17 protein-coding genes are annotated in these 24,108 nt (G+C 26.8%); 6 read left to right on the forward strand and 11 right to left on the reverse strand.

Annotated elements, in window-relative coordinates; translation table 4 throughout:
• The first annotated feature begins 5 nt into the window (after nt 1-5).
• The 4 genes from D2846_RS02285 (at nt 6) to D2846_RS02300 (ending at nt 4,628) form a co-directional block, all read left to right on the forward strand.
• Complete coding sequence (locus D2846_RS02285; protein WP_117275433.1) at nt 6-1,526, forward strand: LppA-related lipoprotein; 1,521 nt, start codon at nt 6-8, stop codon at nt 1,524-1,526.
• On the forward strand, nt 1,519-2,241 hold the full coding sequence (locus D2846_RS02290) for a class I SAM-dependent methyltransferase (RefSeq protein ID WP_117275434.1): 723 nt from the start codon (nt 1,519-1,521) through the stop codon (nt 2,239-2,241). Before D2846_RS02285 ends, D2846_RS02290 begins: the two co-directional genes overlap by 8 nt.
• 120 nt (nt 2,242-2,361) lie before the next feature.
• A complete protein-coding gene (gene mnmG / locus D2846_RS02295) occupies nt 2,362-4,194 on the forward strand; it encodes a tRNA uridine-5-carboxymethylaminomethyl(34) synthesis enzyme MnmG (protein ID WP_117275435.1) in 1,833 nt (610 codons plus the stop codon).
• Nucleotides 4,194-4,628, forward strand: coding sequence for a 23S rRNA (pseudouridine(1915)-N(3))-methyltransferase RlmH (locus D2846_RS02300; protein ID WP_117275437.1), 435 nt, complete (start codon nt 4,194-4,196; stop codon nt 4,626-4,628). Before mnmG ends, D2846_RS02300 begins: the two co-directional genes overlap by 1 nt.
• 43 nt (nt 4,629-4,671) lie before the next feature.
• On the opposite strand, the gene D2846_RS02305 is transcribed toward D2846_RS02300, so the two are convergent.
• The 5 genes from D2846_RS02305 to D2846_RS02325 all read right to left on the reverse strand — a co-directional run bounded on the left by D2846_RS02305 (nt 4,672) and on the right by D2846_RS02325 (nt 11,835).
• Nucleotides 4,672-6,804, reverse strand: a complete 2,133-nt coding sequence (locus D2846_RS02305; RefSeq protein ID WP_117275902.1) for a helix-hairpin-helix domain-containing protein — start codon at nt 6,802-6,804, stop codon at nt 4,672-4,674.
• A 12-nt stretch (nt 6,805-6,816) separates the two neighbouring features.
• Complete coding sequence (locus D2846_RS02310; protein WP_117275438.1) at nt 6,817-7,518, reverse strand: nuclease-related domain-containing protein; 702 nt, start codon at nt 7,516-7,518, stop codon at nt 6,817-6,819.
• Nucleotides 7,519-7,581: 63 nt separating this feature from the next.
• Entirely contained in the window at nt 7,582-8,616 is a 1,035-nt protein-coding gene (locus D2846_RS02315; RefSeq protein ID WP_117275439.1) for an aquaporin, read from the reverse strand.
• Nucleotides 8,609-9,646 carry an NAD(P)-dependent oxidoreductase gene (locus D2846_RS02320; RefSeq protein ID WP_117275440.1) on the reverse strand — a complete coding sequence of 346 codons (1,038 nt, stop codon included), beginning with the start codon at nt 9,644-9,646 and terminating at the stop codon, nt 8,609-8,611. Before D2846_RS02320 ends, D2846_RS02315 begins: the two co-directional genes overlap by 8 nt.
• A 266-nt stretch (nt 9,647-9,912) precedes the next feature.
• The gene (locus tag D2846_RS02325) at nt 9,913-11,835 is read right to left on the reverse strand and encodes a leucine-rich repeat protein (RefSeq protein WP_170128424.1); all 1,923 of its coding nucleotides are present in this window, start codon (nt 11,833-11,835) and stop codon (nt 9,913-9,915) included.
• A 272-nt stretch (nt 11,836-12,107) separates the two neighbouring features.
• Here D2846_RS02325 and dcm_N point away from each other — a divergent pair, with 272 nt between their 5' ends.
• Both dcm_N and D2846_RS02335 read left to right on the forward strand, forming a co-directional pair.
• Nucleotides 12,108-13,310, forward strand: coding sequence for a DNA (cytosine-5-)-methyltransferase N-terminal subunit (gene dcm_N / locus D2846_RS02330; RefSeq protein ID WP_117275442.1), 1,203 nt, complete (start codon nt 12,108-12,110; stop codon nt 13,308-13,310).
• The gene (locus D2846_RS02335; RefSeq protein WP_117275444.1) at nt 13,300-14,469 is read left to right on the forward strand and encodes an MAG4270 family putative restriction endonuclease; all 1,170 of its coding nucleotides are present in this window, start codon (nt 13,300-13,302) and stop codon (nt 14,467-14,469) included. The genes dcm_N and D2846_RS02335 overlap by 11 nt, the downstream gene beginning before the upstream one ends.
• A gap of 354 nt (nt 14,470-14,823) precedes the next feature.
• On the opposite strand, the gene D2846_RS02340 is transcribed toward D2846_RS02335, so the two are convergent.
• The 6 genes from D2846_RS02340 to D2846_RS02360 form a co-directional block, all read right to left on the reverse strand.
• Complete coding sequence (locus D2846_RS02340) at nt 14,824-16,212, reverse strand: ATP-binding cassette domain-containing protein (RefSeq protein ID WP_223211504.1); 1,389 nt, start codon at nt 16,210-16,212, stop codon at nt 14,824-14,826.
• A gap of 205 nt (nt 16,213-16,417) precedes the next feature.
• Complete coding sequence (locus D2846_RS02345) at nt 16,418-17,761, reverse strand: ATP-binding cassette domain-containing protein (protein WP_223211505.1); 1,344 nt, start codon at nt 17,759-17,761, stop codon at nt 16,418-16,420.
• Nucleotides 17,762-18,355: 594 nt separating this feature from the next.
• Nucleotides 18,356-18,541, reverse strand: coding sequence for a hypothetical protein (locus D2846_RS03505; protein ID WP_145960843.1), 186 nt, complete (start codon nt 18,539-18,541; stop codon nt 18,356-18,358).
• A 103-nt stretch (nt 18,542-18,644) separates the two neighbouring features.
• On the reverse strand, nt 18,645-21,176 hold the full coding sequence (gene mip, locus D2846_RS02350) for an Ig-specific serine endopeptidase MIP (RefSeq protein ID WP_117275450.1): 2,532 nt from the start codon (nt 21,174-21,176) through the stop codon (nt 18,645-18,647).
• A gap of 1 nt (nt 21,177) precedes the next feature.
• The gene (locus tag D2846_RS02355; protein ID WP_117275452.1) at nt 21,178-22,578 is read right to left on the reverse strand and encodes an MSC_0618 family F1-like ATPase beta subunit; all 1,401 of its coding nucleotides are present in this window, start codon (nt 22,576-22,578) and stop codon (nt 21,178-21,180) included.
• Nucleotides 22,578-24,107, reverse strand: a complete 1,530-nt coding sequence (locus D2846_RS02360; protein WP_117275455.1) for an MSC_0619 family F1-like ATPase alpha subunit — start codon at nt 24,105-24,107, stop codon at nt 22,578-22,580. Before D2846_RS02360 ends, D2846_RS02355 begins: the two co-directional genes overlap by 1 nt.
• Nucleotide 24,108 lies beyond the last annotated feature (1 nt).

Genomic DNA, 24,108 nt, shown 5'->3' on the forward strand with positions numbered 1-24,108 from the left:
ACATTATGAAAATTAAATTAAGAAAAATTAACACTTTTTTACTTTTATCAAGTATTACATCAATAACAACTCTTACTGCTTGTTCAAGGCCACAAACAGTTCAAGAAAATGCTAATGATGAAAAAAATAATGGATCAAATGATGCTAACAAACAAGTTGTTCAAAATTCTGAAAATAATAAAAATCAAAAAGAACCAAAAGTTCCAATTCAAGAACAACCTACAAACCCAGACCCAGGTTCATCAAACAGTGAGCCATCAAAAAATCAAGTTTCAAATCAAGAAAATGATTTTGCTGACTTAGAAAACTTTCCGACAAGTTTCAGTTTAAGAAACGACAGTAAATATAAAACATATGATGCTAAAAAGGCATATGATGAATTCAAACAAATTGGTTTTAATAAGATGCTTGAGGAACTTAATATTAGTCAAGAACTTAAAGAAAAATATAATATTTCTATTACAAACTTTTACCACATGAAAATACACATTCAAGATGGCGAGTTATTTGAAGTAGAAGTTCACTTTGTTGATAAACAAACTCAAAAAACTAAATCAAAAATGACTAAATTAGTAGGATTTAGCACAAATAATCAATTACCACATAACGAAAAAGATGATCTTTTAACTAAAAAAGAAAATCTTGGCGAAATGGTTAAGTTATATCCATCATTAGTTGGTGCTATGCTTATGTATAATTCAAATATTACCGAATTTAATCAACTTGAAAGCCGCGAAGCTAATGCGGTTACATTTGAAAAATTAGCAAATACCACAACAGATTATTTCTCAGAATGAATTAATTTAAATCCATCTATTAATGGAGTATTCTTTGGTTTAAATCCTGAACTTGAAAGAAAATATTCATATAAAATAGTTAGAGTTAATCCGAATGATTTACAAGGTAAATTAGGAATTGAAGTTTTAATCAAAGATGCCGATGAAACTTCAGGCAGAAATGAAAGTTATACTAAAAAATTTGAGTTTTTTGGATTTAAAAAATTAAGTCAAGAAAATATTCAAAACACAATTGGTTTAACAATTACACCAGCTACTTTAGCTGATGAAATTAAGAGAAGACCTAACTTCAAAAACAAAATTAAGCAAGCACTTAATGAACATAATTCAAACGAAACTATTAGTATTAAAAATAAATTTAGTGAACTAGAATTAAATAGTTTTAAAAATACATTATTTAGAATTACAATGTTCAACATTTTTGGAGATGGTTTTTACAGAATCACAGCATCTGATTTAACTGTTAAAGACCTTATGGCTACAACCCATAAATTACAAGTTTATCCATTTGTTTCACATCTTTCAGAACAAATGATTAATGATATTGATATATTTATAGAATTTGATGCAACAAGAAATGAGAAAATCGTAAAATTTGTAAATACTTTTGGATTTAGCATTCTTGCTGGTAATTCGTATGTTGATTTTACAGAATCCAATGGATTTGATCAAACATTAAATGTTGTATCAAGACCATATATATTCACTAATAGTTTAAGAGATGAATAACAATAACAAAAAAGTATTTCATAATTGAGCAACCTTACTAAAATATGGTAATGCTACATTAAATATTAAATTATGAGCTTCTGAAAAACATTTATTAAAAAAGTACATTAAGCAATCTGCGACTATTTTAGATTTAGGATGCGGTTCTGGTAGAACAACATTTGCTTTATATGAAAATGGTTATCAAAATATCATAGCTGCCGATATTTCTGAGGCTATGATAGAGCAAGCAAACTGAATTAATCAAAAGTTAAATTATCCAATTGATTTTCAAGTACAAGATGCGACTAATTTAAAGTTTCAAGATAATCAATTTGACTTTGTATTCTTTTCATTTAATGGGTGACCAGGAATTCCTAGTCAAAAGGAAAGAATTAAAGCATTAAGCGAAATTTACAGAGTACTTAAAAAAGGTGGAATATTTATTTTTAGTGCTCATGAACGTGATGAAGAAAAATATTTAGCTAATTACAAAAAAGTTCTTAATGAATGCAATGAATTTAAATTCGAAACTTTTGGTGATTATATTTTCAAAAATGAAGAAAACTTTTGTGACTTTATGCACTTGTATTCACTTGAAGAACTGAAAAATCTAATCTTAAGTAATACTAAATTTAAAATTCTAGAAACATTAAATCGTGATCAAAACTTTAAAGAATCAAATGAAGTTTTAAAATTTTCAGACAATACAACATTTTGAATCTTACAAAAATAATTATTAAAATGCACGAATTCATTTAACTCAATTTCGTGCATTTTATTTTTAAGTACTTTTTTAGTTCCTATTAAAAAATTATGATATACAAAAAATTAAATTTGATAAAATTTAATAACTATGAATACAAATAAAAGAAATTTTGAAGCCATTGTTATTGGTGGTGGTCATGCAGGTGTTGAAGCAACATTTGCATTAGCAAATAAAGGACATAAAGTTGCTTTAATTTCATTTGACTTAAGCAAACTTGCTATGATGCCATGTAACCCATCAATTGGTGGTCCTGCTAAAGGAATTATTACTAGAGAAATTGATGCATTAGGAGGAGTTCAAGGATATTTCTCTGATTTAGCTATGATTCAAATTAAAATGTTAAATGAATCAAAAGGCCCAGCCGTTAGAGCTTTAAGAGCACAAATTGATAAAGAAAAATATTCAAAAATTATTAACGAAGCATTAGCCAAACACGAAAACATTACTTTAATTGAAGCTGTAGTTGAGGAGATTATTACTGATGAAAATAATGTTTTCCAAGGTGTAAAGCTTGAGGGTGGAGAAATTATCAATTCACAGGTTGTAGTTATTACAACAGGTACATACATGAACTCGAGAATTCTTAGAGGTAGTGATATTACAATCAGTGGGCCTGATAATCAAAAAACTACACCTAAATTAAGTGCTTCATTACAAGCTCACGGACTTGAACTTCAAAGACTTAAAACAGGTACTCCTGCTAGAGTTTATGCTGATTCAATTGACTTTTCTAAAGTTGAAAAAGAAGTTTTAGATGATACTGCATTAACATTCTCATCAAGATCTGGTGTAAAACTTGCAGAACAAATTTCTTGTTATTTAACATATACAAATGAAAAGACGCATGAAATAATCGAAAGAAACATTAACAAATCAGCCATGTATTCAGGTTTAATTGAAGGAATAGGTCCAAGATATTGTCCAAGTGTTGAAGATAAGGTTATGCGTTTTAGAGATAAAAATAGACACCAAATCTTCTTTGAACCAGAAACAGCTGATGGAAGCATTATTTATGTAAATGGTATGTCAACTTCTATGCCTACTGAAGTACAAGCAGAAATGCTTAAAACAATTCCTGGTTTAGAAAACGCAAGAATTCAAAAATGAGGATATGCAATTGAATATGACGCATTAAACCCATTACAAATTTCCGATACTTTAGAATCTAAAGTTATTAAAAACTTATTTACTGCTGGTCAAATTAATGGTACAAGTGGATATGAAGAAGCAGCTGCTCAAGGTTTGATTGCTGGTATTAATGCTGGTTTAAAAATTGAAAATAAAGAAGCTTTAGTACTTAAAAGAAGTGATGCATATATTGGTGTTTTAATTGATGACTTAGTAACAAAAGGAACTAAAGAACCTTATAGAATGTTAACATCTAGAGCTGAATATAGACTTTTATTAAGAAATGATAACCCTGATTTAAGACTTTCTAAATACGGTCATGAAGTTGGCTTAATTAGTGATAAAGATCACCAAAAAGTTCTTGATAAATACAAAATGATTCAAGATAAAATTGATGAATTGAACATTACTTATGTTTCTTCAAAAAGTGAACTTGCTAAAAAATATGGAATTGAAAATGGTGTTTCAATGTTAAAAGTTTTAGCACGTCCAGAAGTCGAAGCTAAAGATGTTGTTGGCGATTTTGAATTTAAAAATGAACTTACAACAATTGTACGTTTAGATGGATACATTAGAAAACAAGAAACTATGGCTCAAAAAATGGCTAAACTTGATAATTTCAAAATTCCTGAAGATTTAGATTATAACCTTGTTGCTAATATTGCAACTGAAGCAAAACAAAAACTCGAAAAAATTAGACCTAAAACAATTGGCCAAGCTTCTAGAATTTCAGGTATTAACCCAGCTGATATTCAAATGTTAATGTTCTATATTGCTTCAAATAGAAAATAATGAAGTTAAATATTGTTGCTGTTGGTTCCCTTTCAAAAGAATACAAAGTTCTTTTTGATGATTATGTTAAAAAGATTAATTTCTTTTGTAAAGTGAATGTTATAGAGATTAAAGAACAAAAGATTGATAATATTAATCTTAAAAAAGAAAAAGAGACATTAATGATCTTAGAAAAAATCCCTAAAAACTCAAATGTAATTTATTTATCATTACAAGGTAAACAAATTAGTTCAGAAGAATTTAGTGATAAGATTGTTGATATTGATAATTTAACGTTTGTTATTGGTGGCTCAAACGGTGTTATTGAAGAGTATTTTAAAGATAAAATAAATTTTTCTAAAATGACTTTCCCACACCAATTATTTAGAGTTATGTTAATTGAACAAATTTATCGTGCTTTCACTATTAAGCATGGTATTACATATCATAAGTAGCATTAAGCTACTTTTTTAATTAAAAAATAGCCTAATAGGCTATTTAAATGATTTTACCTGAAACTCTTTTACGATCAATATCAATGTTTGTAATAATCGCTTCGATACTTTGACCTGGATAATATAAATCAAATTGACTTTGATTATCACTTACCTTAAGGTCCTTGGTATGTATAAAAAGATTTTCTTTGATCCCAATGTAAGCAAAGATACCAAAGTCGGTAATATTTTCAATTGTACCAATTACTTTTGAGCCTTCTGCTAAGTCACTAAGCTCAATAACACTGCTTTGAAGTGCAAATCCACTTTTATCTTTTTTAATTCTTTTAACAGGTGAGGATAATGCTTTTAAAATAAGTTTTACATCATAAATATCTGCATTGTATTGCTCAGCAATTTTTTCAGCAGATAAATGTGATACATCAATACCATCCTCACTTGGTGATAAATCATATTCATCAATAATGCTGTTGGCTAACTTATAAGATTCTGGGTGGATATATGTTTTATCAAGGTATTTTGTAGTGTTAAAGATTCTTAAGAAACCAATTGCTTGTTCAAAAGTTTTAGCTCCAAGACCTTTAACTTTTTTGATTTCATTTCTATCTTTAAATTCACCATTTTCTTTTCGATATTGAACAATATTTTCAGCTAGTTTTTCACTTAAACCTGAGATATAAGTTAAGATAGATTTTGTAGCAGAGTTAATATCAACCCCAATTTCGTTAACTACTTTTTGAACTTTGAATGTTAAATAGTTTTCTAATTCTTTTTGGTTAACATCATGTTGGTATTGACCAACCCCAATTGATTTAGGATCAATTTTTACATATTCATTAAGTGGGTCTAAGAATTTTCTACCAATGTTTACCGCACTTCTTTCTTCAACTGAAAGGTCAGGGAATTCTTCAATAGCAATTTTAGATGCTGAGTAAATACTTGCTCCAACTTCAGAAACAATTGTATATTTAAGGTTTGCAAAGTTATATTTTTTAATTAAGTTTGCGACAAATCTTTCTGTTTCTCTTGAAGCTGTTCCATTACCGATAACTACAATATCAGTGTTATATTTAGTAATTAAATCTGCAATAATTTTGTTTGCTTCATCAACTTTCTTGATTGGTTCATGAGGATAAATTTTTTCAACTTTTAATAAATCACCATTTTTGTTTAAAACTGCAACCTTACATCCATTTTTAAAACCAGGGTCAATAGATAAAATATTAACATTATCAATTGCTGGTGCATTTAAAAGTTTTTCAACCGAGTTTGAGAAAATTTCAATTGCAGAAGCTTCTGCTTTAGCAAATAATTCTGCAAAAACTTCTCTTTCCACTGAAGGTAAAATTAGTCTTTTTAATGAGTCTAAAATAGGTTCTTTTAAGTTTTCGGAATTAATTTTTCTTTTGTCTACCATGTATAAAACATAAGAAACAAAATTCTCAATTTTATAATCAAATGATAAGTTTAAGATTCTTAGATTAACCCCTCTATTAATAGCTAAAACATTGTGGTTTTTAATGTATTTAACAGGAATAGAATAGTCATAGTATATTTTAAATTTTTCTTTTTCATCTTCTGCATTTTTCTTAACTTTGGTCTTAATAAGTGCAAAAGTATAAATACGGTTTTTGATTTCTTCTTTAATATTAATGTTTTGTGAGATTCATTGTGCAATAATGTAGTTTGCTTGTGTGATAGCAAATTCAATTGAGATTACTTTATCTGATAAGTATTTTTTAGCTTCTTCTTTGATATTAAATTTAGGATCCTTGTTTTCAAAAATACGTTTAGCAAGTGGCTCTAGTCCTAATTTAATAGCTTCTGAAGCTTTTGTGATTTTACCAACTTTGAATGGTTCATAAATTGATTCAAGTTCGCTTTTTGTTTTACTTGAATTAATTTTGTTTAATAATTCATCTGTTAATAATGATTTTTCTTTTAAGATTTCAATGATAGCTTCTTTTCTTTTGTTAAGTGCTTCATAGTATTTGAATAATTTATCAATTTGATAAATTTGTTCTTCATTTAGTCCACCTGTAGCACTTTGACGATATCTAGAAATAAAAGGAACTGTATCACCAGCACTAAGCATTTCAAGTACGATTGAAACTTGTTTGGTAGAGATGTTTAATTCTTTACTTGTTGTTAAAATTGCGTGTTTTTCAATGTTTAAGTTTTCCATAAATTATTTATTACCTTGTTTGCTTTTTATTTTGTTTCTGAATCTGATTTTTTCAGCTAATGTTCTGATTTTGAAAATCTCTATAATATTTAAAACTTCTTTAACATTAACTAACTCAGGATATCTTTTTGATTGAATAGAAAGTTCATTAATTAATGTTTCAAGTTCTTGCACTTTGAAGAATTTAACATGATCCGGAATGTTTGAAATTTGTACATCAAGTTCATTTGGAACTACGATAATTGAAACGTACATAATGTCTTTATTTAAAACCTTGTTAATGTTACTTATATGGTTTTCATTTTGTGAAATAGGGTTTTTGATTCTAAAAAGTTTTTTAGCAACTTTTTTGTCTTTACTACTACTTAATTGAATGTCTTTTGCGTTGGCATCACCTGACATAGTTCCACTTAAGTATTTGTATTCTAAAACAACAAGCATTGAAGGAGATACTAAAAGTGAATCGATTTCAAATTGTCTATTATTGTATGAGTAAACTCCACCTTCGATGAATTTTAGGCCAGTTCCTTTTATGTATTTTTTAATTTCGGCATTAACTTTTTCTTCAAAAAGAAAGCCGCTTTTTCTCTTTTTATATCCGTAAATGTAGTATCAAAGTAAGTATCTTACAATGATTGCTGCTAAGATTAAAAGAATTAGAACAATCATTGTAATTGTTACTGAAAAAAATATATCTTTGTTCATTTTTATCCTTTATGAATGTTTTATTTATTATATTAATAATTAAAAAAATCACAAAGTGATTTTTTATTTTTTATCATTATTATATGGTTTTTGCATGTTTTGTGATTTGAAGTTTTTAAATGCAATAACTTTTGTAACAAAAGGATTGAATACTTTTTCTGTAAATCCTTGAATGAATAAGTATACAAATGGAGCCATGAATCCTCCAAGTAGCATTGAAATTGTTCCTGAAACAACTCCGTTTCATACTTGAGAAACATTTGAAGCATCATTTGTAACTAATTGTGTGTAAGCTAAAAATCCTTCTGAAGATTTTGAACTTTCAAAAATTAAGATTGGTAATTGTTGAGCTAATCCACGAGCTGGGTTAATAGCTGCTGTACCACTTAAAACACCCATTCATACTGAGAAAGAAATAATAGCCATAATGAATGTATCACGGTATTTTCCTTCAATTCTTGGCGAGAAGATTGGCATTAATAAAATAACTGTCATTGAAATCTCAACAAAAACGATTCAGATTGAACCTGAAACAAATTTTGAATCAAATGTAGCTTGTTTGAAAGGTGGAAACACTTTATCTGCGGCTGAAATTGAGTTAATTGGTAAATTAGAAACAAATTCACCATTTGTTGCACCATTACCAACTGCATAAATAATTAAACCTGCAATTAAAGCTCCGATAAATTGAATTAAGATTTTGTATGATGTATATCAACCATCATTTGTACCGTTAAGGTATCTTGTTAAACTGACAGCTGGGTTCAAATCACAACTTCATCTTAAGAAAATGAATAATACTAAACCAACCGCAATAAATCCTGCATAAAGACCTACTAAAGATGGGTGAATTAGGTAATGTTCAATAATAATTGCTTTTCCGCCTTTTGCGCTAATAACTGTACTTAAACCAGCTAATAATAATGAAATTAAGATTGTACCAATTAATTCTGAAATTCCGTGAGCAACTCAAGTCATTAAGTTTTTAGGTTTTTCAGCATTAACTCTTGTTGATTTCTTTAAATTGAAGTAACTGAATAATGATTTAAAGAAATCAAGTCCATTTTTTAAATTATTTTTTTTCTGTTTATTAACCATTTTTAATCATTCCGTTTTCCATAATTGTTAAGGCATTGTCGAAGTTACCTTTTTGAGCATCATCGGCATGTCCAAGTATTACTTTAGCTATTTGTGTTAAAGCTAAATCTGTTAAAAAGGCTTGGTGTGATGTAATTAAAACATTTGGCATTTCAATTAATTCTTTTCATTGTGGATCCATCTCTTGAATATCAGCGATTCTAGCAGAAATATCTTCATAGAATCTTCCTTCTTCACGTTCAAGAACATCTGTTGATAAACCTTTAATTTTTCCTGATTTAAGTCCATTAATAACAGCATTAAGTTCTAATATTTCACCACGTGCTGTATTGACGATAATTACACCATCTTTCATTTTATTAACTGCTGCTTCATCAATTAAGTATTTAGTAGCAGGGAATAAAGGACAGTGAATTGAAATAAAGTCTGATTCTTCAAGTAATTTTGATAATGAAACAAACTCAATTCCAAGTTGATCAGCTAAGTCAGGGAAGTTTTCTTGAGCAAAAGCATCAAATACTAATACTCTCGCTCCTGTTGCTTTAGCAATTTTAATAAATGTTTGACCAATTTTTCCAGATCCAAGAACTCCAATAACTGAGTTACCAATACATTTTCCATCAAGCCCATTTAGTGAAAAGTTATATTTCTCAACTCTCCTATTTGCTTCTAAAAGATTTCTATTTAAAGCAGAAAGTCCTGCGAATGCGAATTCACCAATACTTTCGGCTGAATAGTTAAAAATTCTAAAAACTTGAATTCCTAATTCATTAGCAGCTGCAATATCAACTTTATTGTAACCCATTGATCTTTGAAATCAGTATTTAACACCTAAATTTGCTAATACACTTAAAATAACTCTATCTCCATATGTATTAACAAAACCACAAACAGCATCATAACCTTTAGCTAATTTAGCTGTGTTTAAGTTTAAATTTTCTTTGAAATATGTAATTTCGTGTCTTCCTTCATTATATTTTTCAAAGTATTTAATATCATAATCTTTTGCATCAAAAAATGCTATTTTCATTATAATCTCCTAAATTTTAAGAACGATTTTTAATATCTTTTAAAATCATTGTATATTATATTAGAAAATTTTTTTTTCAATAATTCGATTACAAAAATTAACTATGTGTATTCTAGAGTTAAAAATACTTTTGTTCTAAAATATTAAAATCAAGAATTTAAAAAAGTGCAAATTCTTCTCATTTACACTTTTTTAAATATAAGTTATAATTAATGTGAGCCGACATCGAGATTTTATCTTATGTCAAACTACCTTCATAATGAAGGTTATTTTTTATATCTTGATTTAATAGTATTTAATGTTTCGATAACTTTTGCATCTTTAATTTTTGATGTATCGAATTTTACTTTACTTAAGTTAATTTGGTTAAATGCATTATTTGAAACTGTTTTTAATGTAGATGGGAAAGTTATTTCTTTTAAGTTATCTAATTTATTAAAAGTAAACTCAGGGATATCTTTAGCGCCTTCTGAAATAATAATTGAATTAATATTTGGATTATGAGCAAAGTCATGTGAATCTAAAATAGCATTTTCTGGTGTGATAATTGTCTGCGCTAATTTAGGAATAACAACAATTTTTCTTAAACCATTGTTATATAAAACTCCTCCATAACTTGCAAATCAGAAGTTACCTGGTTCTACTTTAATTTTTCTTAAGTTATCAACATTGATTGAGAATTTGCTGTCTTCTATTTCTCTAACAGTGTTTGGTAATACTAATGTATCATTTTGATATTTTTCAGGAACAATTAAAAGTTTAGTGAAATCTTTGTTATATAAAACACCATCTTTTGAAGCATAGTATTGGTTATCTTTGTCAACTACAATTTCTTGAATGTCAAATGTTCCGCCTTCATATTCAATTCTGTCAATGTTAGCACCTACATATAAGGTTTTTGAATTTTTAAGAGCACTTTCAGAAATAGAAACAATGCTTAAATTATTTTCGATGTGTTCTGGATATTTATTTTCATTATTTGAACTAACTAATGAGACACCGAAATTATATTCATAACTAAATCCATTTGTTGAATAAACTGAATCAATAATTTTGTATGCTCTATGATCTCTAGCAAAATCTTCTACTGGTTTGTTTAAGTATCCTCATGTTGGATCTGAATGGTAATATGTATTTGTTTTTGAATCAAAAACTAAGTTTCATTGATGATCACCACCTCTTGATCAACCAATAACAATAGAGTTTTTAATATCTAATGAATCGAGCATTGCCTTATAAAGATTACTATATCCACCACATACAGCAACTTTTCTTAATAAAACATCATATGGTTCAATTGCTGGACGATCTTTCTCGCTGAATGCATATCTTAAGTTTCTTCTAATTCAATTAAACACTGTTTGCACTTTATCAAACTCATCATCTAAGTGTTTAACAAGTTCTCTTGTGAATTCACCGATTCTTTCCTTATTAGCTTCTGTATAACCTTGGTATTCAATATCTTTGACAAGGTTTTTATCAATTAAGTTCATAAAAGTGTTAGCATCTCTATTTGATTTAACATTCATGTTGTAATCATTATTTTTATGAATGCTTGAAAAGTTTTCTTTTAAATCTCTTTTATCTACTTCTTGAAGATCTTCTTCAGTTACAGAAACTTCTTCAGCATTTTTATATGATGCTTTTACATTATTATAAATTGCTTTTAATTCATTGATTTTTTGAGAATACTCATCATTTGATAAAGCTTTTTTAATAATGTTTTCATAACTAACTTCATTTATAAAGCTTCTTAAAAGGTCTCTATTAACTTCTTGTTTAAGTTCTTTAAGTTCACTTCCAATAAATTCATTAACTTCAGTTACTAATGAAGCATACTCACTACTATAATCTCTTTTTTGATCGTTTGAAACAGGTGCTGTTGGTTTTTGTTTTTCATCGCCAGCAGATGTTGTAGATTCTGATTGGTTTGATGATGAAGACTCAGTTTCATTTGTTTTATTGTTTGATTCGCCTTGCGTGTGTTTTGGTGATTCAGGTGTTTTTTCGTTAGATTTTGATGAAGAAGTACCACTATTAGTTTGAGAACCTTCGATAGGAGTTAAAATAATTGGTTTTTCTTCTCTGATTTCAACTTGTCTTTCTTCAGGTTTAGAACACGCAACAATTGGTAACAATATTGTTGACATTGATAAACCAATAATTAATTTTTTTGCTCTTTTAATCATAGTAAATAAATTATACATTATTTTTTATATAAATTTGGGTCCATTTTATTAAAAAAATTGGTTTTTTGAGTAAAAATGATTGAATAAACAACTTTTTAAATGTTTTGCATAAAAAACAAAAATCATAAATTAAAAAATTAGACCGGGAAAAATCACCTGGAAGTGTCCAAATGATTTTTCCCGGTCTATTTTTGCAAAATACTTCATTTTTTTTTTTTTTTTGTAAAATGAATTCAAAATAGAGTATTTACACAGTAATATTAGGAGCAAAAATGAAAGAAATAAAAATATTTGAATTTTTCTCAGGTATTTGGTCACAAATGAAAGCATTAAAAAATTTAGAAAAATCTTTAAATTTTACAACAAAGTCAGTTGGTGCATGTGATTTTTATATTGATGCAATTGTATCTTATATGTGTATTCATCATGGTAATCTAGAACCAGAAAATGATTTTACAAAGGAAGAAATGATTTCTATATTAGATAAATTTAAGTTTTCTAATAACTCTAAAGATATAGTTAGTGAAAATTATTTTAAAAAAATAAATGAGCAAAAACTAAGACAATTATTTCCATACTTGTTTGCTTTCATTAATAATGATTACTTTAATAAAAAATATGACAAAAATATTTTGCAATATGAAAGATTAAATGCGACCGATATTCGCGACTTTGACACATTACCAGATAACATTGATATTTTAACGTACTCATTTCCTTGCCAAGACTTAAGTCAACAAGGAAAACAAAAGGGAATAGAAAAAAATACAAGGTCGGGGCTTCTTTATGAAATTGAAAGAATTTTAAAATTAAACCTAAATAATTTACCTAAGGTTTTAATTTTAGAAAATGTAAAAGCTCTAGTATCAAAAAAGTTTATCAATCAATTCAATGCATGAATTAATGTTTTATCAGAATTAGGTTATAAATCTTCTTGAAAAATTATGAATGCTTCTGATTTTGGTAGTGCTCAAAACAGGGAAAGAGTTTTCATGGTGTCTGTACTTTCGGATGAAAATTTTGAATTCCCTAAAATTAATGAAAATAATAGTAAAAATGTTAGCAATATTTGAGAATATGATGGAGAACATAAAATAATCCAATTAGATTCAAATCAAAAAATGAATGATTTTAAAATAACAAAGAATAAAATACAAAAAGCATTTATTAATAACTATTCTAATTTTAATAGTGAAAATTATATTTACTCTATTAATTCTAAGGGAGCAACTTTAACTGCAAGCGGAGCTAATTCTAGATTAAAATTTTGAGTAAATAATGAAATTCAAATAATGAATTCCTTGGAAGCGCTTTTATATATGGGGTTCGAAAGGGATGACTATGAAAAAATAAAAAGTAGCAATCTTTTAAATGAAAACAAAATTATATTTACTGCAGGGAATTCCATTTCGGTAGAGGTTTTAGAGACCTTATTTAAAAAAATAATCAAAGAGGTGATTACTGATGAACAATAGTGAACAAATATTTAAATTTGTTTTTAAATTATCTTCAAAAGAGACTGCTAAAATGAAAATTAATGCTTCTCTTGATTGTTATTTTGATGAAAATGGTATTTTAATACATAATGAGATAAAACTATTAGAAGGCACTATGTTTGACTTCTTTGCTACAAAATCTTGATTTAGCAAAAAGAGTCACAAAACGTTTGAATTTAGAGAAAGAATAATAAAACTACTATGATGGAATGAACGAAAACAACAAAGTAGGCCAGATAAAAATTCTAAATTATTACACATTTTGACATCAAATGAACTCAAAAACCTTAACTCTTACTTAGAAAAAAGATATGATGGAACAATAAATAATATTATTGGTGTATTAAAAGGTAATAATCCTGCTGGATCCTATGAAAATCCAAATAGATCTGAATTAAAATCAGATTCAATATTTTTTGAAAATAATCTTGTTATGCTTCTTGATATGTTAAAAATAAAAAAGAAAAACATTGACAATAAATCATCCTGAAAAGTAACAGAAATGCAAAATAATGATTTTTTAGCCTTTATCAAGCAAAGCAATATTTGGCCATTGATCTCTGATTTTGTAAATGAATTAGAAAAATACAAAAAAAATAACCTAAATTCAAGCATTGAAAGAGAGAAAATAAATAATATTAAAAAACAGATTTGAAAATATAAAGAAAAATATTTTCGATTAACAAAGGAAATTAATAATATAGTTAAAAACAAAAGACAAAAAGTGTATAAATTAAAAGAAAAAATAAATTACTTTGAAGTGAATGCACTAACCAAAACTGAAATAGCTCATATTTATCCTGTAAAAGAAATACAAAAAGAAATACAAGAATTAGTTTTAAAGGAAAAAATTTTTGATATTCGGAATTTAGAAAAAAATAAATCTTATAAAGAACTAATTAATCAAGTCATTGATTATAACAATCTTTTAGTACTTCAACCTACAATCCATACTGAATATGATGCTCATAAATTTTACTGAGACCCTGAATCAGGTAGTGTAGTTATTGTTAAAGAAAGTAAAATGGACAAAGATATTATAGATAAAATCAAAGAATATAATATAGATTTAAATGGTAATAATAATATAAGAATTTATTTAGAGAAATATAAAAAATACTTTTTCAAAAAACTTTAAATAATTTTGGCTGTGAATTTGAAATAGTCATATGCGTGTTTAACTGGCGTATGACACCAAAATGCAAAGTCGAGTGCAACACTGATTTTGCATAAAAAACAACAATCATAAATTAAAAAATTAGACTGGTAAAAATCACCTAGAAGTGTCCGAATGATTTTTCCCAGTCTATTAATCTTATATTTTATTAAGAAAATAATAATAAAATCGCTCCCATCTGAACCTTAAAAACAGTTAAGTTTTTTTGAGTTTGGATAAGGGGATTTTTAATTATACTGATGCACTTGACTTTGCAATTCAGTAAATCTAGGTTAAATTAACCTGGATTTTTTTATTACTATTTGGCAAAAATAATTAATGCAATTTAATTCCTTTATCAGTAAATTCGAGCACTCTATCAAATTTCTTTACAAAGTCACTTTCTATATGATGAGAAATATAAATAATAGTTTTTTCTGTTTTTAGTAGTTTATCAAGAATTTTGTTAGCTGTTGTAGAATCTAAATTAGATAAAGATTCATCCAGTATTAAAATGTCTTTATTAGAAAACAATGTTCTTGCTAATGAAATTCTTTGTTTTTGACCCAAAGATAATTGGCTATCAGCATCAAAATCGCTATTATTTAGTTCATTTTCTACATCATTAAATAATTCAACAAATTTTAATAGTTCATTTACTTTCTTCATATTTACGTTTAATAAATTTATATTTTCATTAATGTTTTTACTAAAAATGAAAATGTCTGGTTCTAAGTAGTTAACTTTCTTAATAATTTCTCTAGAAGAAAGAGAAAAAGTTGAATCTGAATCTAAGAAGATCTCTCCAGATGAAATTAGTTTAGGATTTATAATACTTTTTACAAAGGAAGACTTACCAGAACCTGATCCTCCTACTATTAAGTACTTTTTTCCCTTTAAGAATTTAAATGAAAAATTTTGAATTAATGTTTTATTATCAATAGAAATAGATACATTTTTAAATTCAAGTTCATTAATATTGGTTAATAATTTATTATTTTTTTCGTTTTCAAGGTTTAAATTTAATAAATTATATAAATTGAGTGAAGCTAAAAATTTTTGCATATCCGTTACAAGAGAACTGAATTCAGATTTTAATTCTGATAATAATTTGATAAATAAATATATTAATCCTAGCGATATTGAAAACATGTTATTCAAATAAAATAACGAGAGCAATATTAATCCTAAGATTTTGAATATCTCCAAAATAGACGATGAAAGTTCTGAGTCATAAATATTGATATTAATTTGTTTATAATTTACTTGGCAATATTTATTGACAGCTTCTTCCAATAAAACTAATAAGTGTTTTTGTTTATTTGCAAAATACAAAACTGAATATCTATCTAATATGTAAGCGACTTCTTTTGTGAGCTTATTAAAACTTTTTTGGTTTTCTTCAGTATAAAATTTAACTTTTCTAAAAAATAATATTTTCGAAAAAGAACTTAAAATTAGAATACCAAGAATAATTAATCCGAGTGCTCAATTTCTATAGCTAAAGTAACTAAATATAAACACAAAATTAATAGCCGTTGATATTACGCTCACTAAAGGAACTAAAGACATTTCATAAATATTACTAGCGTTATTGATTATATTATTAAAGGAAGTTTCTGGATTGTAGTTTTCAATATTTTTATATGTAGCATTAAAATATTGTTGAAAAAAATTATTAGCAACTGATTTACTTGTATAAAGAATAAATTTATTATATAGCATGTAGTAAAAATAATTAATAACTAACGTTATGAGATATGAAATAAAAATGAAAATAACCAATATTGAAAAAGATAAAAAATAATTCTTATCGATTATAGAAAATGTTTGACTTACAGAATCTATTGCAATAGATTCTGTAATTGATATTAATGAATTAAATATTGATATCAAAGTAGATAATACTATAAATCAAATAAACTTACTTTTAATTTTCTTTAGAATTTTTAGCATAATTTTTTCTTTCTGATAAATTTATAATTTCATCATAGTAATTTAAATCATTTAAATGATGCGTAATATTGATAAATAGAATATTATCATTTAAGGCAATGTTATTAAAGATTTTTTTAACACTGTCTGAGTCAATATTAGAAAATGCTTCATCACATATCAAAACATTATTATTTCTATAAAAATGTCTAGCAATATTTATTTTTTGTCTTTGACCTGTCGACAATGAATTATTATCATTTATTATAAATTCTGGTTTTAAATTTTCTAAATCAGCTTTTTTTAAACAATTTTTAATAATCGATTTATTAACATCTTCTCATAAACTAATATTATTTGCTACTGTATCATTAAACAAATTTTCACTATTATCTAAAAAAGTTATTGAATTAAATAAAACATAATTTTCGATTTTATTTAAGTTTTCATGATTTATTAAAATAGTCCCTCCATAATCGGTTATTTGTTTCATTAATATTTTAGCAAAGGTTGATTTACCAAATCCAGATGGTGCTACTATTGCATATTTTTTACCTTTTATAAATTTGAAATTAAAATTACTAAAAATTTCAACATCATCATATTTAAAAGATAAGTTTTTAACTGTAATTTCATTTATAACAATGGAATTTGAATTAACTTCAAATTTATCATTTTTAAAAAATTCCTTAATATATTCTTTATATGAAACTAAATTTTGAATTAAAAAAATCATTTCTCTTAAGTTAGTACCAAACCCAATAAATAATCCTGGTATTACAAATATAATACCAATTGGCTCATTATAATAAAAGATGAAAATACCTATAATAAAGAAAAATATTACATTAGCGAATAATTGAAATGAACTACTTATTATTTCTAAAATAATAACTTTTGACTTTGTTTGATTTATTTTTCTAATTCAATCATCAATTTCTCTATCTATAAAGTTTATTATTTTTTCTTCTTCACTCAAGTAATATAACATTCTAAAACTTTTAAAAACATTAAATAATGATGACATAATCTTTTCTTGATTATAATTATATTTTTGATTTATCTTTCCTGCTAATATACTTAAAAATAAAGGTGTTAGAAAACTTATTACAAATATAAATAATCCTATTAAAGTAATTTTTCAACTTATAAATAATAGTGCAATAACTGTAAATATATTTATAAGGAAATTTAGAGATATCGAAAATAAAGAATTAAATATAAGTTGTCTAATTTCCGGAAGTCTATACTTAATTCAAGATAAATATTTACCTTCTTTATTTAATTTAATATCTAAAGCACTTTCTGTGGATATTTTATTAAAAATATCACTACTCAACTGTTTATTAATATAATAATTTCATTTATTCTTTAATAATTGACTTAATAATGTGGATAATAAAAAGGTTATCGTCAATAATGAGACTATAATGAAATAAATATTTATATTTGTTTTTTGGTTTTCGATTTTTGTTATTAATTCAGTTGTAAAAAAAACTAAAAATGTAGATGATAAGACTGAAACAATATAAAAAAACGAAATTCAAATAAGTAAAAATTTTTTAGAAAAGTATTTTTTCATTAATTACCCCTTTCTTTTCGTCGTTATTTATTTTAAATAATATAGATAGTCCCAAGGAACCATTTATCAAATCATCAAATAATTCTTTACCTTTGAAATCATAAAATTTATTCTTGTTAAAGCCTAATAAAAAATATAAAGTTTTTCATCATTTATTGAATTTAAACCATAAAATAATTTATAGTAAAATACTCTACTAAATAAATTCCTGACATCCCTAATCCAATAGTATTTTTCATGTATAAACATCTTTAATATGATTGAAATATTTATCTAAAAAATATTTAAATTTATTTGAAGCAAATCTCATGCTAAATAAAATTACTATATATAATATTCCAATTGTACCGTTTAATAAATAATATGAATAATTTTGTCCATTAAAATACGCCCATTTATATCTATTTTTTTATCATGAATATTTAATAATTCACGAATTAACTCTTCGCCGATACTCAAATCATTACATTTTAAAATCAATTCTAAAGTGTCGAAAAATAAAAAATTATTTTTATTTAAATCTTTTGATCAGATCATTTTGTGTATTTAAATTTTGAAGACATTTTAACTAATTTTGAATTCAAGTATTCAAAATTAGTAATCAGCTTAATTTTGTCTAATTTTATTTTTTTATCATTGTTTATTTATTAAACTTAAACTTATCCGGAATTTCATTCAATCCATTAGGGAATAAGTTTGTTTGAATATTTGGATATTTTGCTTTTAAAGCTTCGCGATATGAGTTCTTTTGGTTTTCTCCCCCACCATAAATTAAATCATATTCTGGTAGTTTATATTTATCACCAAATAACCCGTGGTAATCATGTCCTTCGGATCTGAATGCAGCCATTAGTCCTGTTCTTGCTGCGCCATTACCTGCATAAAATACGCCTACTATTTCATTGTTTTGGTTTCTAAATGATGAGCCTGATGAACCACCATATGGTACATAACCTTTAACTGAATAACTTAACCCATAACCAATTAATTTGTCATTTCCTGAAAGATAGTAATTATCACCTGTGTGAGTTGCTGTTAAAAACGAGTCAACAATACCTGGTTTATTTGTAAATGTTCGATATCCAATTTGATTTGATAAGTAGTTTCCTAAGTTTTTGTGAGCTTGAGAAAATTCATTTTTATGTCAATAAAATTCAGGATCAGAGTTAGTTCATAGTGAGTTAGTTTCTCTTCTGTTTGATCATCTATTATCACCTTGTTTACTTGAACCATCTTCATTTAATAAGAAGTAATCTTCAAATGAAGCAGGATATCCTACTGCATAAAGTTGATCACCTTTGTATGGTTTAGTTTCTTCAATTTTAATATTTCTATTATCGATTTCATCATAATTTTTTAAATATGAATTAGCTTTGAATTTAATGTGATCTTGAAGTTTGTTTGCATAATTATTTGTAATCAATTTAGCAAAGTTTTCAGGTTGATTCATAATTACATCATATTCATTATCAATATTATTTGTTGTATCTGCTGAATAAGCTCAAATGTCTTCTGAATTAATTTTACTGAAGTCAAATTCTAAAACTGCAAAATCTGAATATTCTTCATGATCTTTTAATTCTTCTTTTTGTTTGTCAAATAAATAATCTGCTGGTTTAGAGTTTAAGAAGTCTTTAGCTTCAAAGACTTTTGTGATAACACCATTATCGATAAGTTTTTTGTTAAAGTAAAATCTTTCAAAATCTGCATCATCATTAACTGTTGAGAACTCTTTATCTAAGTTTGCAGAGTTTTTAATTTTAGTTAAGATAACATTTGAAGTGTTATTTTTTAATGCATCTGCAACGTGTAAATTAGTTCCAAAATATCACTTAGTTGGATATTTTGTTGAATCACTTGGTTTTTGAAAGTCTAAAATTCAAATAGTTCCTGATGTCCCAAATGATTGTTTATCACCTACTGGGTTAGTAAACTCAATGCTATATGTTTGCATTGCAGCTCTTTTGTAGTGATCATTTACTAAACTTCTTGCTAATCCACTAAAACGTCATTGGTTTCTTCCGATTCAATCACTTCTTAATGGAGCTTTATCTACTTCTTTCCCTGTTGCTAAAGCTAGACCTAAAAAATTACCCTGTGCATCATACTTTGGTAAAGTAAATCCCTTTAAATATGAAGATTCATATGAGTCGATTCCTTGCTCTTTAGCCTTTTGGTCAAAATCAAATATTGCTTTTTTAGCATTAAAATCAATGTTCGGATGATAATCACTTGGATTAATACCATTAAAGTTTAAATATGACTTTAAAGCTTTTAAATAAGAAACATTTTCTCTTACAAACCTTTGATCATATGTTAGTTTTTCGTAAATTGTGTAATCTTGATCAAGCACTTCGTAAGGAGTCGGAATTACTATTTCTTGTATTGAGCCATCAAATGGGTTAAATTTAAATCCTTGGAAGATAACTTTTCTTGTTATTTTTTCTTTTTCATTAGTTTTGTTAGTAAATTCTATTTCTAATACCAAGGCACCTAATCAGTTTGAAACAACTTGATTTTTCTGGTTTGTATAATGTATGATATTTTTAATTTTGTGTGAATATGAATCTGAATTACCGCCTGTTACAAAGATTTCTAAATCCGCAATGTTGACTTCTGTCGGATAAACTTCATGTATTTGTTTATTTGTATTTGAAACCTTAGTTAAGGTTACTTCAATATCTCCAAGTTTATCACTTGTAATTTCGAAGTTTTTCGGTGATAATGGTGATTCAAGTTTTTCTGACCCATCATTATAAATAACTCTTGCATTTAATAATTGTGTGATGTTGCTAGGAGGTAAAAATAAACCTGTGTAAATACCGCTTTGTTCTTTTAGAGTCTTAATTGGGTATTCATTATCATTAATTAAAATGCTAAATTTAGTTAAATCATTTGTAGGGAGATCTTTTTTAGTCGAAAATCAAAAAGTTAAGTGACGATCATTTTCAACTAGTTGTGTGATTTCAAAGTTTTGGATTACGTAATCTTTTAAATATTCATTTTCAGGGATTATTGGCTGTGATATTACTAGGTTATTAGTTTCTGGTTCTTGTTTTGTAGGATTTTGTGTTTTTGCATCTTCATAATTACATGAAGATAATGCGCCTAATGAAAAAATAGCAGATGTTAAACTGCATATTTTTATTAAGTTGAAAATTTTCTTTTTCATATTATTCTGCTGAAGAATTGTTTAATTCAAGTTCTTCATCAGTTGGGATATTTAAGTTAGAACCAACATATTGGAAAATCTCAGGGCTTTGTTTTAAGTATTTACCTTCTAAGATTCTGATAACACTATCAACTGTGTCTTCCATTGAAACGAATACTCCTGGTGATTTTGTAAAGTGTTCTGTCATGAAGAAGTTTTGTGTGAAGAAGTTTTCAAGTTGTAAAGCTTTTTTAACTGTGTTCTTACTTTCTTCATCAAGTTCGTCAAATCCAAGGATTAAGATAACGTCTTCAAGGTCTTTATAAGCTTTTAAAACTCTTTTAGCTTCAATAATTGCCTCAAAGTGTTTTCTACCTAGGTATTCTTCGCTAACTGAGTTTGATTGACTAGCTAATGGATCAAAAGCAGGGAAAATATTTTTAGCTGATTGTGCTCTTGAAAGAACTAAACTTCCATCTAAGTGATTAAATACTGCAACGGCTGATGGATCTGATAAGTCATCCATTGGTAAGAACATTGTTTGGAATGATGTAATTGAACCATTGTCATTTTTGTATAAACGGTCTTCAATGTTAGCAACGTCACTTTCAAGTGTTGATTGGTAACCACCAACTGATGGTCTTTTTCCTAATGAAGCACTTGTTTCGTTTTCTGCTTGTAAGAAACGGTAAATGTTATCAATGAATAATAAAACATCTTGGTTTTCTTTGTCTCTTAAGTATTCGGCAGCTGTGACACCAATTGGAACAATCGACATACGAGCTCCAGGTGATTCGTTCATTTTTGAGATGTACATTGCTGATTTATTCATTAGATTTGATGAATTAAGCTCATTGTAAAGTTCAATTGCTTCTCTTGAACGTTCTCCTGACCCAATGAAAATGTTTGAAGTGTTTTCGCTTTGTTTGTTAATGTTGAAAATCATTTCTTTCATTAACACTGTTTTACCAACTCCAGCTCCCCCAAAGATACCTAATTTGTATCCTTTGATAATTGGGATAAAGAAGTCGATTGCTTTAATACCTGTTTCGATGAATTCAACTCTGTTTGATAAGAATCTTTCTTCATTGACTGTTGAGTTCATTTCAACTTTTTCTGTTCCATAGTAAGCATTTTCTGGTAATAATGCTTCACCTTTGAATGAGTAAATGTTGTTTAGTGAGTTTTTACCAACTGGAACCATGAAACTGTGCCCTAAGTTTGTTACTTCATCATTAATTGAGATTTCTTGTGAGTTGTAAATGATAATAGCTCTAACAGTAGTATCATTTAAAATTCTTTTTACAAGTAAGTAAGTTTTACCGTTGTGTAATGTTAATAAATAGTTAACTTTAGGTAAGTTATTCTTTGGAAATTCTATTTCAATAACATCTGATCATAAATTTATAATTTTACCGTTCATTATCTATCTCCTAACTTTGTAGCAACATCTAATAAGTATGATTCATCAAATTTTGCAAATTCGTGATCCACTTCGATTTCTCAGTTAAGACCAACAAATTCTGAGTATTGTTTAAGTGCTGAAGCAAAGAATGAACGTAATAAGTTGTCATCGTAGTTCTCTTCATCACTTGTTAATTTTTCAAATGCTAATTCAGCATCTTGGTGTGAATAAATAATTTCATCTAAGAATTGTAATGCTTTTTCTTGATCCTTAATTCCTTTTAATAAACCTCATGAAATTAATTTAGAAGTTAATAATACTGTTTGACTTGAGTAAATTGAGAAACCTTTTTGATTAAATAATTTTTCGATCATTTTACCTTTGTGTAATAAAGCTGTAGTTTCTTTGTTAAAGTCATAATCAAGCATCGCTAATTTTAAGTGACGTTTGTATTTTCTGAAGATTTTACCAATTTCGGCAGCAACTTTTGTTACTGATCTACTTTGTACACTTGAACCTGTACGTGAAACTGATAAGTTAATGTTAATAGCTGGCAAGATACCTTGTGAGAATAAATCTGCGCTTGTTACAATTTGACCATCAGTAATTGAAATAATGTTTGATGAAATTAATGATGTAATATCTCCGTCAACTGTTTGTAAAATAGGTAAAGCTGTAATTGTTTTTCTGTTAACAAATGAACCTGAACGTTCTAAAAGTTGTGAATGTGAGAAGAATGTATCTCCAGGCATGGCTTCTTTACCAACTGGTCTATCAGTTAAAAGAGCAATTTCACGAATAATGTTTGCGTGTTTTGTTAAATCATCAAATACAATTAAAGCATCATCTGTTTGTGAAATGTTTTCCGCATGTGCCATACCGATGTAAGGAGCTAAATATTGTTCAAAAGCACTTGTTGAAGGAGCATCAATAATAATTACATTGTGAATTACTCCATAGTCTTTAAGTGTGTTGTAAATTCTTGAGATCGCTTCACGTTTTTGACCAATGGCTACATAGATACATTTTGTACCTTCTTTAGCTTGGTTGATAATTGTGTTTAAAGCAATATGTGTTTTACCTGTTTGACGGTCACCAATAATTAATTCACGTTGCCCTTTTCCGATTGGAATTAATAAGTCAACTGCAACTAGACCTGTAAATAATTGAGTGTCTAATCTTTGCACTGACATAAGGTCATGAGCTAATTCAAATACTTTACTTCCAGTAGGTTCATGTGTTGCATCATTTTTTTCTTGGTAAGGTAAAATGATGTTTCCGAAAATGTCGATAACATTACCAAATAATTTGTATGGTGTATCAACTCTTGCATCATCGTTTTCTAAAATAATTTCTGAACCAATTTGAAGTTGGTTTTCTTTTGTGTTCGCAATTAAGAAAGCTTTGTTTTCTGTTGCATTAATTAACATTAATTTAACATCTTTGTTTTTTGCTAAATGATAGAATTGTTTTTGTTTATAAGGAAAAACACCTGAAACTTCAACAATGTAATCAAATATAGATGTAATTTTTGGATTTTTATACATA

It is taken from the genome of Mycoplasmopsis edwardii, assembly GCF_900476105.1.
Classification (GTDB): Bacteria; Bacillota_I; Bacilli_A; order Mycoplasmatales; family Metamycoplasmataceae; genus Mycoplasmopsis; species Mycoplasmopsis edwardii.